The sequence below is a fragment of the Pannonibacter sp. SL95 genome, from assembly GCF_026672425.1.
Lineage (GTDB): Bacteria > Pseudomonadota > Alphaproteobacteria > Rhizobiales > Stappiaceae > Pannonibacter.
The window spans coordinates 409,763-426,887 of the sequence record NZ_JAPPRC010000003.1 but is presented as its reverse complement, the minus strand read 5'-3'; the positions used below and the strand labels follow the sequence as shown (position 1 = coordinate 426,887).

The window sequence follows — 17,125 nt, the reverse complement described above, 5'->3', positions numbered from 1 at the left end:
CATAGCAAAGTCACAGGCTTGCCGAGCCGGGTTTCGAGACGACATATCGAACGGAAAACAACGGTTCCTGGTGCCTCGCGGAACGCGGACAACCGGGCTCATGCCGCGGGCATGCCGCCAGGGGCCACGCGACTTTTTGGGACCTGTTGCTTAGTGAACGATGACACCATCACGCCAGACGCGGCGCAGGATCGGGTGGTTGCCATGCAGGCGCACCTGCAGCAGGTCCGCCTTTCGCCCGACTGCAATCTCGCCCCGGTCCGAGAGCCCGGCCGCTTCCGCCGGAGACTTGCTGACGAGCCGGACCGCCTCTGGCAGGCGGCTGTCATCGGCCCCGTCGAGGCCAATCAGGAACGCCGCATCGAACATGGATCGCGGAACGTAGTCGGAGGCGAGCATGTCGAGAATGCCCTCCTGCAGCAATTCGCCCATGGAAACATTACCGGACTGGGAGCCACCACGCAGGATGTTGGGGGCGCCACCCACATTCAGCATGCCTTTTTCCCGGGCATAGCGGGCCGCTTCGATGGTGCAGGGAAATTCGGAGATCAGGATGCCATCGGCGATGGCTTCATCGATATGCGCCAGCTCCGTATCGTCATGCGACAGCAACGGCTTGCCATGCGCCTGCGCCAGACCGATGACGGCCGGACGGACCTCTGCGCTGATACCGTCAGCCACAGCAAGCATCTCCGCCATTTCGGCTTCGACAACCTGCCGGGAATGCCCCGTCTCGGCCATCCGGCGCTGGATATAGGCGGCAACGTCGCGGCTCTGGCGGCGACCTGGCAAGTGTTCCATCACAGAGACGACACGCACGATATCGCGCGCGATCGACGCTTCGGTCAGGCGCGGCGTGTTGGTGTCAACGAGTTCGCAGCGCAGATGCACCAGATGCTCGGCGCGCATCAGACCAGCCGCCTGCGCTTCCTCCAGCGCCTCTATCATCGGGACGAGGATTTCCAGCCTCTCCGGGTTCTTGACGGTCGCGCCAACGCAAAGGCTGTCGAACACCGTGGTAATTCCGGCGCCGATGATCTGACTGTCGTGGGACAGCGCAGCACGCAGCGGGTTCCACTTCACATGGGCGCGCGGGAAGACATGCTTCTCGAAGTGATCGGTATGGATGTCGACCAGGCCCGGGAGCAGGTAATCACCATCAAGATCAACCGCACCAATCCCGGCCGGCGCACGGCCTTCGCCGATGTCAGCAATCTTGCCGCCGCGCAGCACCACATGACCCGCAACCACCTTGTCGGCAAGCACGAGGCGGGCGTTGTCAAACACCGTTTCAATCGCACTTGCAGCGACGGGATGGTCCATTCGGGTCATGTGGTCAGTCCTTGAAACTATCTTCGAATGCAGCGAGTTACTGGGCCAGACCCTGTGCCTGAAGCCAGGCGATCGACGCCGGCACTTCATCGAGATTGCGCAACTCGATGATGAGGCGCGGCTGGCTCGTCAGATCAGCAAGCGCGGCAAACACCGAATGCCAGCGGATTGTGCCCTGACCAAGGCTCCAGTGCCGATCAGCATAACCGTCAGCGTCCTGCAGATGGATATGACGCAGCCGGTTGCCCGCCGCGCGGACGTAGTAGTCGACCGGGGGAGCGCCGGTCGAACCATGCGCGTAATGAGCATGGCCCGTGTCGATGGACACGGAAACGGCGCTGGACTGGAAGCTGTCGGCCAGAATGACCCGGTCTTTCGGGTCCTTGTCCTCGATATTCTCGATCACGAGTTCACAGCCGATGGCTTCAGCGCGCTTCACCGGCTCGGCCATGATTGCATGGCAGCGCTCGATCACGCGCTGGCGCGCCGACGCATAGTTGTCCAGGTTGTTGTAATCCCAGGTGGAATACGGGCTGTGCACGACCATATGGGTTGCACCCAGCGCCTCGCAAACCTCGAGCCCCTGCAACAGGCGGCGGGTGACAACAGCTGCAATATCCGGATCCGGATTGGCGATGTTCATACCCCAGAACGGACCATGGATGCCGATGCGGCCGGTGTGACCATCCAGCACCTTCTTTGCCCGTTCGACCAGCGGCTTCCAGTCGCCATTGAGGACGTCTGCATTGACGAAATCCTGCAATTCGAGATCGCGCGGCTTTTCGGTCATGAGGATGCGATGGCGCTCATAGGCATCGAGCGTGAGCGCCGCACCGACGACGGGAAGAGTGGTCATGATCAGATCCTTCAGGCGGGACCCGGTCATTCGGCCGGGCTCAGGACAGGCAGAGGGGGAAATTCATGCGAATGACTCGCGCAGCCTTCTCATAATGCCGATATTTGACAGGAAGGCGACATGGCATCGGAAAAGTCGCGGCAAAACCGGTCAGTACCCGCGCTGCCGGTCAACGGCCGCCGGGATTTCGCCCGTTGCAAAGTAACGACTGAGGTTCTCTGCGACGATCAGGCTTGCCGTTGAGGGCGTCGTCGGCGCGCTGACATGCGGCAGGATCGTAACGTTCGGATGGCCCCACAACGGATCGTCAGCCGGCAAGGGTTCGCGGGCAAAGACATCGAGCACGGCGTGGGAAAGTTTCCCGTCATCGAGCGCTTGGGTCAGCGCCGAAACGTCGACAATCGCACCACGCGCAAAATTGATTAGCCCGGCCTGCTTCGGCAGCAGCGACAGGCGTCTGGCGTCAAGCAATCCGCGGGTTTCGTTGGTCAGCGGGAGCAGAACCACGAGAATGTCAGCGATCGACAGCACCGCATCCAGCCCGTCCGGGCCGAAGTAGCACTCAACACCATCGACCGTTTGCGGTGTCCGGCTCCATCCTGCGACTTTAAACCCATTGGCCCTCAGGCGGCGCGCGGCCAGGGTGCCAAGGTTGCCCAGTCCGAGGATCCCGACGGTGCGATCCTGCGGCAGGCAATGCGCACGTTCCGCCCAGATCCGCTGCGCCTGCTGCTTGCGGTAGCCCGGCACATCGCGGTGCAGATAGAGGGTAAAGGTCAGCACCGCCTCGGCCATTGTCTCGGCCAGCTGCGGGTCGGTCATGCGGACGATGGAAAGCGGCATGCCATCCAGCTCGCTGACAAGCCGCTCGACGCCGGCCCACAGGCTCTGAACCCAGACAAGTGCGGGAAGCTGGCGCAGGTCGCTCGGTTCCGGATTGGCCACGATGGCAACCTTGGTGGCAGATCGCTCCAAAGTCGTCATATCGTTCAATGGCTTGACTTCACACTCGGGAATGCGTTCGCGAAATACAGCAAGCCATTCTGCCTGCTCGGCGGCGCTCATGCGGGAAACGAGAGGAACGACCGGGCGCATCATACCATCCAGACCTTGACCGGGGCGGGCAGGTCTAGCCTGACCGATTTTGCTCCCTTCCCTCTATCATGGCGAAGGTCGAAGCGTCAGGTTCCCGTTGCCCGGTCCTTCAGCTTTTCGTCGTTGATCACCCCGGCGATGGCCGCAAGATGCAGCCCGTCGCGCAACATCAGCACCTGAGCCGACGCGAGCGGCATGGGGCGGCCGAACAGGAAGCCCTGTACGGTAGGACAGCCCTCCTCGCGCAGGAAACGCAGCTGTTCCTCCGTCTCAACCCCTTCGGCAAGAACGGGAATGTTGAGGCTGTCGGCAATCAGCAACGTCGCCCGGACGATGGCTGCGGACTGGGGCTTGTCGGCGACGCTCTGGATGAAGCTGCGATCGATCTTGATCTTGTCGAACGGGAAATTCTGCAACAAAGACAAGGACGAATAGCCAGTGCCAAAGTCGTCCATGGCAACAGTTACCCCAAGCGCCTTCAGTCCCGTCATTGTCGCAAGCGCACGTGGCTGATCCTCGATCAGGCCACTTTCGGTCAGCTCGATCTCCAGGCGACTGGGATCCAGACCCGTTTCGGCCAGAACCTCGGCAACCTTCGCCGGCAAGTCGGCCTGGGTCAACTGATAAGGGGCAACGTTCACGGCAACACGATACCGCGCCGGCCAGCTGGCCGCATCGCGGCAGGCCTGGCGAAGAACATGATCGCCGATGTCGAGGATCAAGCCAGTGCGTTCCGCAATCGGAATGAACACGCCGGGCGAAATCGTTCCAAGTGTCGGATGGTTCCAGCGAACAAGAGCCTCGAACCCGACAATCTCACGGGACTTGGTATCGTTCTGCGGCTGATAGTAAATCTCGAGCTGGTTGCCCTCGATTGCGGAGCGAAGATCAATAGACAAGACCGCGCGATTGCGATTGTCTTCATCCATTCCTTCGCTATAGCGGCAAATCTGGTTGGAGCCGAGCGTTTTTGCTTGCTCTGCGGCCAGTTCTGCACGCGTAAACAGGACTTGCGGATGAATGCCATTGTCCGGGGATAGGGCAATTCCAATGCCGCTGCCGAGGGTGATGTTTCGATCAGCAATCCGGTGCGGTCCAATGATCGCAAGATGCAACCGCTCGGCAAACCGCGTAGCTTCACTGCGGCCGAAGACATTTGGCTTCATTGCAACGAATTCATCGCCACTGACGCGAGCAATAAACTCGTCACCTTGAAGATTTTCGCGAAGTTTTGACCCAAGATGCCGCAAAAGCGCATCGCCAGTATCCTGACCATGCGCGCCATTGACGTTTCGATACTGTTCGAGATCGATTGCAAGCACAGCAACCCGTGCCGACGTCTGGGTGTTGGCCGCAATCAGATCGCTGAGATGACGTTCCGCATGAGTCCGGTTGGGCAGACCCGTCAGAGCATCATAGAGCGCCAGCCGCTGCAGCGTCGCCGAAGCCTCGTTTGAGCTATCAACATCAATGGCATAGGCCGAGCCGACCGTTGCAAGGATCAACAAGGTGATCCCGACCACCGCAGCCAGCATGAACCCGTCCGGCAGAACCTGTCCCGCAAGTTCAGTCATCCGACCGGGAATGATCGTGATGGCTGTCATCCCAGTGAAGTGCATGGAAACAATGGCAAAAATCATCGCAACGGAAGCGCCGTAGCGGCAGAAACGCGTCACGGGCCGGCAAATGCGGTTCATCGCCAGCGCACCGAATGCGCCACCAAGCAGGATTGAGGCGACGATATAGCCGGAATTCCACTCGATGATGCCGGGAACCTGGAACGCGGCCATACCGGTATAGTGCATGGCGGCGATGCCAAGACCGAAGATAAGGCCACCAATTTCAATGAGATAGCTGGATGCCGTTCGTGCAGCTATAAAAAAGCCGGCGGCGCTTGATGTCATCACCATGACCAGGCTGAGCAAGGTCAGGACAGGCTCGAAGGTCCGCTCGAAGGGGACGACGTAGCCGAGCATGGCGGAAAAGTGGGTTGTCCAGATCGCACTGCCAGCGACGAGCGAGGCGAGGAACAGCCAGAGCAGCCGACGGGAGCCTTCGCTGCGACGCACGCGCGCGAAGAGACGCATAGAGAGAACAGACCCCATGACGCAGATGAGCGCAGCGAGCGCGACGTAGCGCAGATCATGTGCGACAGCTATACAGGACAGAACCGTAAGCATTTACATCTCCCGACCTCTAGGCATTACATCAGAGGGTCGTAAAGCTTCGCTAACGGCTGCGGAGTTTTGCGTATAGGGTGAACAGAAGATTAGCAGAACAGATCAAATTCCACTCGAACCCGATGCCCCGACCCGCGCGCGGCGCGGTCCCGCCAGGCAGGCAACCAGGAGCACAACACCGGCCACTGTGGCAATCATCCCGGCCGCGCTGACGGCGTTGTCATAGCCGAGCAAAATCGGTCCATAGCCTGCCAAAACATAGCCAATCACTGCCGAAAATGCAGCAAAGGCGACACTCCAGCCGATCTGGCGCACGAGACTGTCCGTCATCAGACGGGCAGCGGCTGGAGGACAGATGAACATAGCGATGACGATGATCGATCCGACCGCGTCAAAGGCCGCAACCGCCGCCAGTGCCGCCGCCATGACCAGCCCCAGTCCGATGAGGCCGACCGGCAGACCGATCGCGGCGGCATAGCCCTCGTCAAAGGTCGACAGCTTGAGCGGGCGCCAGAAGATCACCGTCAGCAGGATGATCAGTCCGGCGACAATGGCCATCCGGGACAGTTCCGGCGGCAGGTCGGCAAGGGCGACGGGATCAAGCAGCGAGTTCCAGCTTTCAGCCGACAGCCAGATGAGACTTTCCAGATTGCCGTAGAGCGCATGCTCGACATCAAGATGAACCCGGCTGGTGTTGCTCTGCTCCAGGAGCAGGACGCCGGCGGCAAAGAGGCCGGTGAAGACAACGCCCATGGCCGCGCCCGGTTCGATGCGGCCAAGACGCCGGATTAACTCGATCAGCACAACCGACACCAGCGCCGCCCCTGCCGCCCCGAGCAGCATGGGCCAGGTTTCCAGCGATCCGGTGACAAGGAAGGCAATGATGATACCGGGCAGGACAACGTGGGAGATGGCATCGCCCACCAGCGCCTGGCGCCGCAGGATGAGGAAATTGCCCGGCAGGGCGCAGGCGATGGCCGCAAGCACGCCGATCAGCAACGGGGTCAGGCTGAGCTGGACGAATTCCGCACCCATCGGTCAGGCTCCTGCGGCTTTGGGACCGAGATGACGGTCGAGACTGGCGATCTCGTCAGCGGTCAGAACTTCGGCGATCCCGGTCAGTCCGTCATAGCGGCCGGTCACGGCCTCCTGCGGATGCAGCTGCCGGGCAATGCGCCAGCGGTTTTCATCCAGCAAGGCCCGTGCGGCCTCCGCCCTGCCCGCTTCCGTCGGCTGCCGGTCGGCGCGCAGATACCCGGCCCGGGCGAGAACGCGGAGCGTCAGCCGGTCGTGGATCGGCTCGCCATGCGCCAGCGCGAGCAAACCCTGCCTGAGGTGAACCTTGTGCTGGAACCGGCGGTGCGCCACTGCGCTCGCCAGCACGCCGCGCCGCGGCGCAACGAGCAGCGACAAGACGAACAGCCCGACGCCCACCAGGACGATGATCGGACCCGTCGGGAGATTGGGGGAAGACGCGGAAATGGCCGAGCCGACATATCCGGCAAGCGCACCAAATACCCCGGCGAGCACGGCGACCGTTCCCGTCCGCTCGCTCCAGAACCGGGCTGTCACCGGGGGAATGACCAGCAGCGCAACGATAAGGATGAGGCCGACCAGCTTCAGGCCGATGACGGTGATCGCCAGCACCAGACCCAGCATGACCGCATCCATGCGGGTGACTGAAATGCCGGTCGCCTCGGCATAGCCAGGATCGAAACAGACGATGGTAAGCGGCCGGCGGAACAGGAGAATGAGCAGCGCGCAGAGCGCGCCACCGGCGGCAATCAGCAGGGCATCCGCGAACAGCATGCCGGCGGTCGAGCCGAGCAGGAAACCCTCCAGCCCCGCCTGCCGGCCGCGGTCCATCACCTGGATGACCGTCAGCAACACAATGCCGAAGCCGAAGAACACCGACAGCACGGCGCCGATGGCGGTGTCCTCGGCAAGGCGCGTGCGGCGGGTGATGGCCGTAACAGCCAGCAGCCCCAGCCCAGCGGAGAGCGCAGAGCCGATCAGAAGGCCGACCAGGGAACGGCCACTGCCGCCGAAGGCGACCATGATCATGAAGGCAAGGCCGACGCCGGGCAGCGTCGCATGCGCAATGGCATCGCTTACCAATGTGCGCTTGCGCAGGAACAGGAAGGTACCCGCCGCACCGGCGGACCCGCCAAGCAGGGCCGCACCGATGCCGACGAGCGCGGCGTTGTAGCCAGCGCCAAGTGTCAGCGCCTCGAGGAAGCTGGCCAGAGCAGGCGGCAGGACGGAGAGGAGCGTGCTCATCGGATCAGGCCGGCAGCCGCAGCTGTTCAAGATGGCCGCCAGCCAGCCGGCCGCCATAAGTCGCCTGCAGGTTGGCCTCTGTAAAGGTAGAGGCAACCGGTCCTTCGGCGATCTTGCGCAGGTTGATCATCAGGCAATGATCGAAATAGTCCGTCACGGTGGCGAGGTCATGATGGACGCAGACCACCGTCCGCCCCTCATCCTTCAGCGACTTCAGCACATCGACAATGGCGCGCTCGGTCGCGGCATCGACACCGGCGAAAGGCTCGTCGAGCAGATAGAGATCAGCGCGCTGCGCCAGGGCGCGGGCAAGGAAGACGCGTTGCTGCTGGCCACCGGACAGCTGCCCGATCTGCCGGCTGGCGAAATCGGCCATGCCGACGCGGTCAAGACAGGCGGCAGCAAACTGCCGGTGCCGGCTGCGAACGAAGCCGAGGAGCCCCAGCTCGCGCGACAACCCCATAAGCACGACATCCTCGACGGTGGTGGGAAAATCCCAGTCGACGGAGGCGCGCTGCGGCACATAGGCAATACGGTGCCGGGCGCGGGCAAGCGGAACACCGAAGACCTCAACCCGGCCCGACAGCCGCGGAATAATGCCGAGAGTGGCCTTGAGCAAGGTGGACTTGCCGGCGCCATTCGGCCCGATGATCGCGGCCATTGCCCCCTCGGGGATCCTGGCTTCGACGGAAAAGACCGCCGGTTTGCCGCCGTAGGAAACGGTCATTTCGGACAGGGCCAGCGCGGCCACACGGTCCCGGGCGTCAGACTGGCCGGATGTGTCGGAGGCAACGAGTTCAAGCGAGGGAGATGTCATGATCCTGTCCTGTTGCCGCACATCCGTGTTGCCTTTGGTTCAAAGCCCGGCGGAAAGCCGCCCGGTCCTGCCATCAGCGGGCGCTGTCCCGCCCGATGCCCTGGTGATCAGGGTGACGTTGTGGTCGATCATTCCAAGATACGTACCTTCATAGGTGCCGGTTTCACCCATCGCATCGGAGAACAGCTCGCCGCCAATGCGCACCTCGTGACCCTTCGCCGCAGCCCCCTCGATCAGGGCGCGGATGTTGCGGTCAGAGACGGAACTCTCGACAAAGACCGCAGCGATCTTGCGGCTGACCAGCAGATCAACGAGCTCGGACACACGGTTGAGGCCGGCTTCGCTCTGGGTCGAAATGCCCTGGATGCCGATCACCTCATAGCCATAGGCGCGGCCGAAATAGCTGAAGGCATCATGAGCCGTCAGCAGCACCCGCGACCCCTGCGGCACGCTGGCGAGAACCTCCCGGCTGTAGGTATCCAGCGCGGCAAGCTCGGCCAGATAAGCCTCGGCATTGGCCTTGAACGCTGCGGCTTCAGCTGGCTGTGCCTCGGTCAGCGCATCCCGAACAGCGACAACGACGCCGGTCCACAGCGCCGGATCCATCCAGACATGCGGGTCATAACGCCCGGCGTAGTTCTGGTGCCCGAGCAGACGGGACTTGTCGACTGCCTCGGCAACCGCGACGACCCGGCGCTTCTTGCCCAGATCGGCGAAGAAGTCCTCCATCTGCGCCTCGAGATAGAGACCGTGCCACAGCACCAGATCGGCCTTGGCCATGGCGACAATGTCGCTGCGGGTCTGGCGGTAAGAATGCGGATCAACGCCCGGGCCCATCAGTGCGGTAACCGTTACCGCATCCCCGCCAACGGCGCGGGCCGCGTCGGCAATCATGCCGGTGGTCGCGACCACAGTCAGCGGCGCTGCCGAAAGAGCTGGCACCCCGCCGGAGAGCAGAACCGTGACGGCGATCAACGCCGATTTCAGAATTCCCCGTCGAGCGAACACCATGTCTCAGGCCCCTTCCCTGCCACTGTCGCGCGGCAGCGCAACAAAGGCAAATGCTTTTAAGAATGACTTGCAAGAAACATGGTGCAATTGCGAATGAGTTGCAAGAGCGAAAATGAAGAAGGTCGATGGCATGGGCGAGAGTGCGAGATGCGAAGCGGCGCGGCGGAGGAGGAGCAGCCAGAGCAAGGCCCCTCCCTCGTCGCTCCTGAGAAGGCAGGAGCCCAGTAACCCGGGCGGCTTCGGCTGAAACACCCAACGCCCACCGGGAGTACTGGATCCCCGCCTTCGCGGGGATGACGGCAGAGGGGAGGATAGCGGAGCGGAGACGGCTCGCGGAGTGGCGAAGCGGCGCGGCAAAGCAGCCAGAGCCAGCGCCCATCCCTCGTCGCTCCTGCGAAGGCAGGAGCCCAGTAACCGGGGCGGCCTCGGCTGAAACACCCAACGCCCACCGGGAGTACTGGATCCCCGCCTTCGCGGGGATGACGGCAGAGGGGAGGATGGCGGAGCGGGGACGGCGGAGGGCGCTGCGGAGGGGCTCCGGGGTTACGAAACGGCGCGGCAATAGCCGTCCGCGCCTGACCTATCCCCTCGTCGCTCCTGCGCAGGCAGGAGCCCAGTAACCGGGGCGGCCTCGGCTGAAACACCCAACGCCCACCGGGGATACTGGATCCCCGCCTTCGCGGGGATGACGGCAGAGGGTAGGATGGCGGAGCGGGGACGGCTCGCGGGGCGACGCAGCGAGGGGCGGTGGAGAGGGCGGCGAAGTGGGAAGGCGCGCTGAGAGACGGCGCGCGACTCGAAGACCGCGTCAGTGGTGACTATTGAACCAACTACCGGCAGGCCAGGTCGGCGTTGCAATGGGTTTGGCGGAAGCGGGATATCAGCTGCTGCATGGCGCTGCCGTCGTCGCCAGTCTCCGGCATCGAGCAAACGAGTTCGGGGTGCTCTGCGAGAAGGCCATTGAAGGTGCCTTCCCAGTGCGGCTCGCTGTCGAGCATCTGTTCAGCTGAATATAGAAGGTGGTCGACAAAGGCCTCATACGCCCCGGCCTTCGGCCCTTTCATCAAGGCGCAGGCGTCCTCGGGCTGGGCAAACTCCGGACTGCTGATCGCAAGTGCGAGATGGCCACGATAGGCATCGCGCGCGGACTGGAGCCGTTGAAGCCTGTCTGCCTCGTCAAGCTGGATTTTCACGGCCAGCAGCGCACCAAGGGCAATGAAAGCGGTAAGAAGAGCCGCTACGGCATTCAGGGTCTGCGCATGTCGGGTCAGCCAGTTCATGCCGCAGGCACCTGCTGTGTGGCGCAGTGGATTCCGCCGCCGATTTCGCCAAGAGCATCTGTGTTCAGCATGATGATGCCCCGTCCGGGGTAGTGCCGGGACAGAGCATCGTGTGCGACAGCGTCCGTTTCCGGGTCGCCGAACTCCGGTGCGATGACTGCCCCGTTACAAACAAAAAAATTGACGTAGGAAGCTACGAAGTCATCGCTCTTCACCCGGCGCCGGTTCGGCTCTGGAATGACATCAATGCTGAGCCCCGCCGAACCAAGTGCGCTATGAGTTGCAAGCGCTGCTTTGTGGAATGCATCACGCGGGTCCGGGTGATCGGGCAAGTTGATCAGGACACGGCCGGGACCAGTGAGCCGGGCCAGACTGTCGATGTGGTAATCGGTGATGTCCTGATCCTTCACCCCGGCGGACCAGATCATCCGGTCCGCGCCATAGGCCGCCAGCAGTCGTTGTTCGATGTCATCGCGTGACAGGCAGGGGTTGCGGTTGTCATGGACCCAGCAGCTTTCATGAGCGAGCAACAGTCCGTGCCCGTCATGTTCAACGCCGCCGGCCTCACCGATCAGGCCGCTGTCAACAAGCGGGACGCCAAGCCGTTCGCCAACACGGCGTGCTATCTGTCCATCTTTGACGTGAAGCTGGCGGTTGCCCCAGCCGTTGAACGCGATGTGGCTGATGACCGGGCGGCCGGTCGCAGTACGGGCAAATAGCGGACCGGAATCGCGGCACCACAGGTCTTCGGTCGGGATATCCCAGAGCTCGACAGTGGCCGACAACAGCTTGCGGGCAGACCCGTGCAGGCTGGCGTCGGCCAGCATGTAGACCGGCTCGAATTCTGAAATCGCATTTGCAATATCGGCGATGGTTTCCTGCAGCATCAGCAGGAAGACCGGGTCAGTGTGCACCTTGCGGCTGGCAGGCCACTGCATCAGCGTCGCTTGATGTGGCGCTTCTTCGGCTGGCACGTGCAAACGCTGAACGGAGCTGGCCATTCCGTTTCCGGGCATCAGCAGGGACGCACCGGCTGCAAGGGCGGACTGGCCAAAACGACGTCGGGTCATGAACACTGAAAGCACCTTCCCTAAGGGTTACATCTATCCGTCAAATTGCCATGGAAGGGAAGTGGGCTTTCGCAGCTTCTGGCCTGCAGGGCTTGCCATCCTACAACACGCTGTGCAGGAGTGTCGGCGGACGCGAGCAATCCGGGGGACCGGCACGGCCCCCTTTTCCCTTTTCCGCAAGGAGCCGACATGCGCCGCGAAACCGACAGCATGGGGGACATCGATGTTCCCGCCGACCGTTACTGGGGAGCGCAGACCCAGCGATCCCTGACCTATTTCGACATCGGCATCGAGAAGATGCCCATCGAGCTGATCCATGCCTATGGCGTGCTGAAGGAGGCTTGCGCCGAGACCAATCGTGACCTCGGCCTGCTGCAGCCGGATCTGGCGGCGCTCATCATCGCAGCGGCGAAGGAAGTCACCGCCGGCACGCATGATGACCATTTTCCGCTGCATGTCTGGATGACCGGCAGCGGCACCCAGACCAACATGAACGTCAACGAGGTCATCTCCAACCGCGCCATCGAAATGGCCGGCGGTGTGCTCGGCTCGAAGAAGCCGGTGCATCCCAATGATCATGTGAACATGTCGCAGTCCTCGAACGACACGTTCCCTGCGGCCATGCACATGGCAGCCGTGCTCGAGGTGACGGGCAAGCTCCTCCCCGCCGTCCGGTTCCTGCGGGACGGGCTGGATGAAAAGGCAAAGGCCTGGGATCACATCATCAAGATCGGTCGCACGCATCTGCAGGACGCAGTGCCGCTGACGCTGGGCCAGGAGTTTTCCGCCTATGTGACCATGCTGGACGAGAACATCGCCCGCATCGAATGGGCGCTGGGGGATGTGTACAAGCTGGCCCTCGGCGGCACGGCGGTGGGCACGGGCATCAACGCGCCAAAGGGCTTTGCCGAGGCGGCGGCAGCCCGGATCGCAGCGCTCACCGGCCTGCCTTTTGTCAGCCATCCCAACAAGTTCGCCGCGCAAGGGGCCCATGACGGGCTGGTGATGCTGCATGGCGCGCTGAAGACGCTGGCAGGCTCCCTGTTCAAGATCGCCAATGACATCCGGCTGCTGGCCTGCGGTCCGCGTTGCGGCTTGTTCGAGCTGATCCTGCCGGCGAACGAGCCGGGCTCGTCGATCATGCCGGGCAAGGTCAACCCGACCCAGTGCGAGGCGCTGGCCATGCTCTCGGCTCAGGTGATGGCCAATGACGTTGCCGTGGGTTTTGGCGGGGCCAGCGGCTATCTCGAGATGAATGTCTACAAGCCGCTGATGATCAACGCGATCCTGCAGTCGGTGCGGCTGCTCACGGACGGCTCGCGTAATTTCCAGAAGTTCCTCGTCGAGGGTCTGGAGGCCAACGAGCCGCGCATCGCCGCCTATGTCGAGCGCTCGCTCATGCTGGTGACGGCGCTGTCACCGGTGATCGGCTACGACAAGGCCAGCCACGCCGCCCATCACGCCTTCGAGCACGACCTCTCCCTGCGCGAGGCCTGCCTGGCGCTGGGCTTCGTGGCGGAAGAGGACTTCGACCGGCTGGTCGATCCAAAGCTGATGCTGGGGCCGTCGTTGTAGCGCCACCGTTGGCAATTTGCTCCGCGTCACCCCGGCCAAGCGCAGCGCGAGCCGGGGCCTACTCGCTCCCTGAGCGGTGGGAGAATGTCGAAGCGTGGCGGCGGGTGTCACATATGGCAATTCTGCCTGTGACGCCACAGGGCCGGCCTTAACTGCTCTGGAAATGAGTAGGCCCCGGGTCTCCGCTTCGCTGCGCCCGGGGTGACGTCCGTGGCAGCTTCTCAAAGCAAAAGGGCGGCGCGAGGCGCCGCCCTTTATCCTCTCAGCCGTGCCTCATTTGCGGCCGCGGTTCATGGCGGCGGCGAGGGCGGCGGCCATGGCGCTGTTGCCGCCGCCGCTGGGGGCAGGAGCACCGCCCGGCTTGCTACCACCACGCGGACCGCCACCACCACCCGGACGCGGACCGCGTGGGCCATCGCGATCAGGACCGCGCGTGTCGGCCCGCTCGCGGCCGGCCTGATAGTCGGCGGCCTTCTTCATCGTCAGGGCGATGCGCTTGCGCTTCACGTCGACCTCGACGACGGTGACGGAGACGATGTCACCGGCCTTCACCACCTTGTGCGGATCATCGACAAACTTGTCGGCCAGCTGCGACACATGCACGAGGCCGTCCTGGTGCACGCCAATGTCGACAAAGGCACCGAAGTTCGTGACGTTGGTGACAGTGCCTTCCAGCTTCATGCCCGGTTTGAGGTCCGAGACCTCCTCGACACCGTCCAGAAGCGTCGCGGTCTTGAACTCCGGGCGCGGGTCACGGCCGGGCTTTTCCAGCTCAGCAATGATGTCGCGCACGGTGGGCAGGCCGAAGCGCTCGTCGGTAAACTGGGCCGCATTCAGCGTCTTCAGGAAGGCGCTGTCGCCCATGATCTGGCGCACATCGCGGCCGCAGGCCTGCACAATGCGGGCAGCGAGCGGATAGGCTTCCGGATGCACGGAGGAGGCATCGAGCGGATTGTCGCCTTCGCGGATGCGCAGGAAGCCGGCGCAGAGCTCGAAGGCTTTCGCGCCAAGACGCGGCACATCCATCAGCTGCTTGCGGCTGCGGAAGCCGCCGATCGTGTCGCGGTGCTCGACGATGGCTTTCGCCAGACCCTCGCCAAGGCCAGAGATGCGGGCGAGCAGGGCCGGAGAGGCGGTGTTGAGATCCACGCCAACAGCGTTCACCGCATCTTCCACCACCGCGTCCAGTGCACGGGCGAGCTTGGTCTGGTTGACGTCATGCTGATACTGGCCGACACCGATGGACTTCGGCTCGATCTTCACCAGTTCGGCCAGCGGATCCTGCAGGCGGCGGGCAATGGAGGCCGCCCCGCGCAGCGACACGTCGACGCCCGGCATTTCCTTCGAGGCAAGTTCCGAGGCCGAATAGATCGACGCGCCAGCCTCGTTGACGATGACCTTGATCGGACGCATGGCGACCGGAATATCGGCGATCACCTCGGCGGCGAGGCGGTCGGTCTCGCGGCTGGCGGTGCCGTTGCCGATGGCAATCAGCCCGACCTTGTGCCGGGCGATCAGCGCCAGCAATGTGTTGCGGGCCCCGGCGACATCGTTCTTCGGCTGGAACGGATAGACCGTTGCCGTCTCCACCAGCTTGCCGGTGGCATCGACCACGGCAACCTTCACGCCGGTGCGGATGCCGGGATCAAGACCCAGCGTGGCGCGGGCACCGGCGGGAGCGGCCAGCAGCAAGTCCTTGAGGTTGCGGGCAAAGACCTGGATCGCTTCCTCCTCGGCCTTGTCGCGCAAGGTGCCCATCAGGTCGAGTTCGAGATGCAGGGCGAGCTTCACCTTCCAGGTCCAGCGGGCGACATCCATCAGCCACTTGTCGGCCGGGCGGCCCTGATCGGAAATGCCGGCGGCATGGGCGACCATGCGCTCGGCCGGCTTCAGCCCCTCGGTGACATCGGCGTCCACCGTCAGCTCCACCGCCAGCACGCCTTCGTTGCGGCCACGGAACAGGGCGAGCGCACGGTGGCTCGGGATCTTGGCCCAGGTCTCGGTGTAGTCGAAATAGTCGGCGAACTTTGCGCCGGCTTCCTGCTGACCGTCGATCACCTTGGAGGTGACGACGCCCTTGGCAACCAGATGCTCGCGCAGACGGCCGACCAGTTCGGCGTTTTCGGAAAAGCGCTCCATCAGGATCTGGCGGGCCCCATCAAGAGCGGCCTTGCCGTCGGCCACGCCCTTTTCCTCGCTGACGAAGGCAACGGCCTCGCTCTCCGGCGACAGCATCGGATTGGCCAGCAGCGCATCGGCCAACGGCTCCAGTCCGGCCTCGCGGGCGATCTGGGCCTTGGTCCGGCGCTTCTTCTTGAACGGCAGATAGAGGTCTTCCAGCACGGCCTTGGTGTCGGCCTTGGCGATCTTGAGCGCCAGATCGTCGGTCAGCTTGCACTGTTCCTCGATGGATTTCAGGATCGCGCCGCGCCGGTCTTCCATCTCGCGCAGATAAATCAGCCGTTCTTCCAGCTTGCGCAGCTGCGTGTCATCCAGCCCGCCGGTGACTTCCTTGCGGTAACGGGCGATGAAGGGAACGGTTGCGCCTTCATCGAGGAGCTGGACCGTTGCATTCACCTGCGCCGGCTGGCAGGCGATTTCCTCGGCAATGCGCCGGGCGATGCGCAGGGCCACCTCGGGCGCGACCTGGGTCTTCCGGGCTGCGGCGGGCGTTGCGGCAAAGCCTTCGGGGCTTTCGCTGAAATCGGACATGGGCGGCGCTCCAGTGATGTCGGTCATGATCGGGCGGCGACCATAGAGCGGAGCTGTGCGGCAATAAAGCGGCATCCCGCAGGCGATTCACAGTTGCCGCGCCTGCCTGACCCTGTGCCGGCCGAAAACACCCCTGCCAGAAAAATGCAAAAGCGCCTGAAACTTTCCGGCGAGGCCCGCCGTAACTCCTCCTGAACGCCCCGAGAGAGGGCGCTTCGTCACGCAAGAGGAGACTTTCGATGCAGACCCTGATCAAGACCTCGCTTCGTGCCGGCATCGCTGCTGGCGTCCTGGCCCTCATGGGTGTCACCGCCATCGCGGCCGGCATGACCAAGGAAGTCGGCGGCGCTCCGATGTATCCGGAAAAGAACATCGTCGAGAACGCCGTGAACTCCAAGGATCACACCACGCTGATCGCCGCCGTCAAGGCCGCTGGCCTCGTCGACACCCTGGCTGGCACCGGCCCCTTCACCGTTTTCGCCCCGACCAATGACGCCTTCGCCAAGCTGCCGGCCGGCACGGTCGACACGCTGCTGAAGCCGGAAAACAAGGCCCAGCTGACCAAGATCCTCACCTGCCATGTGGTGGGCGCGGAAGTCATGTCCGACGCCCTGTCGAAGATGATCACCAGCGGTGAAGGCAGCGCCAAGATCGAAACCGTCGGCGGCTGCACCTTCACGGCCAAGGCCATGGACGGCAAGATCATGATCGAGGATGGCCAGGGCAACATGTCCACCGTCACCATCGCCGATGTCGATCAGTCCAACGGCGTCATCCACGTCGTCGACACCGTCCTGCTGCCGGCCAGCTGATCAGCGTCTCTCCTCGCAACAAACCCCACCCCCGGTGCCCAGCGCCGGGGGTGTTCTTTTTGGTCCGCGAATTGCTCCGCCATCCTCCCCACGGTCGTCATCCCC

General features: G+C 63.4%; 13 protein-coding genes. 2 read left to right on the top strand and 11 right to left on the bottom strand.

What is annotated here, in order from left to right:
- Positions 1–150: 150 nt before the first annotated feature.
- The 10 genes from OVA12_RS02535 to OVA12_RS02490 form a co-directional block, all read right to left on the bottom strand.
- Positions 151–1,332, bottom strand: coding sequence for an alpha-D-ribose 1-methylphosphonate 5-triphosphate diphosphatase (locus OVA12_RS02535; RefSeq protein WP_268134194.1), 1,182 nt, complete (start codon positions 1,330–1,332; stop codon positions 151–153).
- Positions 1,333–1,369: 37 nt separating this feature from the next.
- A complete protein-coding gene (locus OVA12_RS02530; RefSeq protein ID WP_268134192.1) occupies positions 1,370–2,188 on the bottom strand; it encodes a sugar phosphate isomerase/epimerase family protein in 819 nt (272 codons plus the stop codon).
- 150 nt (positions 2,189–2,338) lie between these two features.
- Positions 2,339–3,283, bottom strand: coding sequence for a 2-hydroxyacid dehydrogenase (locus OVA12_RS02525; protein ID WP_268134190.1), 945 nt, complete (start codon positions 3,281–3,283; stop codon positions 2,339–2,341).
- An 86-nt stretch (positions 3,284–3,369) separates the two neighbouring features.
- Positions 3,370–5,463, bottom strand: coding sequence for a putative bifunctional diguanylate cyclase/phosphodiesterase (locus tag OVA12_RS02520; protein ID WP_268134188.1), 2,094 nt, complete (start codon positions 5,461–5,463; stop codon positions 3,370–3,372).
- A gap of 102 nt (positions 5,464–5,565) precedes the next feature.
- Positions 5,566–6,498 (bottom strand): metal ABC transporter permease, encoded by a 933-nt coding sequence (locus tag OVA12_RS02515; RefSeq protein ID WP_268134186.1) that lies wholly within the window; start codon positions 6,496–6,498, stop codon positions 5,566–5,568.
- 3 nt (positions 6,499–6,501) lie between these two features.
- Positions 6,502–7,743 (bottom strand): metal ABC transporter permease, encoded by a 1,242-nt coding sequence (locus tag OVA12_RS02510; RefSeq protein ID WP_268134184.1) that lies wholly within the window; start codon positions 7,741–7,743, stop codon positions 6,502–6,504.
- Between the two features lie 4 nt (positions 7,744–7,747).
- On the bottom strand, positions 7,748–8,560 hold the full coding sequence (locus OVA12_RS02505) for a metal ABC transporter ATP-binding protein (RefSeq protein WP_326493881.1): 813 nt from the start codon (positions 8,558–8,560) through the stop codon (positions 7,748–7,750).
- 39 nt (positions 8,561–8,599) lie between these two features.
- Positions 8,600–9,571 (bottom strand): metal ABC transporter solute-binding protein, Zn/Mn family, encoded by a 972-nt coding sequence (locus OVA12_RS02500; RefSeq protein WP_268134182.1) that lies wholly within the window; start codon positions 9,569–9,571, stop codon positions 8,600–8,602.
- Positions 9,572–10,401: 830 nt separating this feature from the next.
- Positions 10,402–10,851, bottom strand: coding sequence for a hypothetical protein (locus OVA12_RS02495; protein WP_268134180.1), 450 nt, complete (start codon positions 10,849–10,851; stop codon positions 10,402–10,404).
- Positions 10,848–11,852 (bottom strand): agmatine deiminase family protein, encoded by a 1,005-nt coding sequence (locus tag OVA12_RS02490; protein WP_268134178.1) that lies wholly within the window; start codon positions 11,850–11,852, stop codon positions 10,848–10,850. Before OVA12_RS02490 ends, OVA12_RS02495 begins: the two co-directional genes overlap by 4 nt.
- A gap of 258 nt (positions 11,853–12,110) precedes the next feature.
- Here OVA12_RS02490 and fumC point away from each other — a divergent pair, with 258 nt between their 5' ends.
- The gene (fumC, locus tag OVA12_RS02485; RefSeq protein ID WP_268134176.1) at positions 12,111–13,496 is read left to right on the top strand and encodes a class II fumarate hydratase; all 1,386 of its coding nucleotides are present in this window, start codon (positions 12,111–12,113) and stop codon (positions 13,494–13,496) included.
- Positions 13,497–13,769: 273 nt separating this feature from the next.
- Here the strand turns inward: fumC and OVA12_RS02480 are convergent, their stop codons facing one another.
- Entirely contained in the window at positions 13,770–16,208 is a 2,439-nt protein-coding gene (locus tag OVA12_RS02480; protein ID WP_268134174.1) for a Tex family protein, read from the bottom strand.
- Positions 16,209–16,447: 239 nt separating this feature from the next.
- Between OVA12_RS02480 and OVA12_RS02475 the strand changes: the two genes are divergently transcribed.
- Entirely contained in the window at positions 16,448–17,020 is a 573-nt protein-coding gene (locus OVA12_RS02475) for a fasciclin domain-containing protein (RefSeq protein WP_106751381.1), read from the top strand.
- The last annotated feature ends 105 nt before the right edge of the window (positions 17,021–17,125 follow it).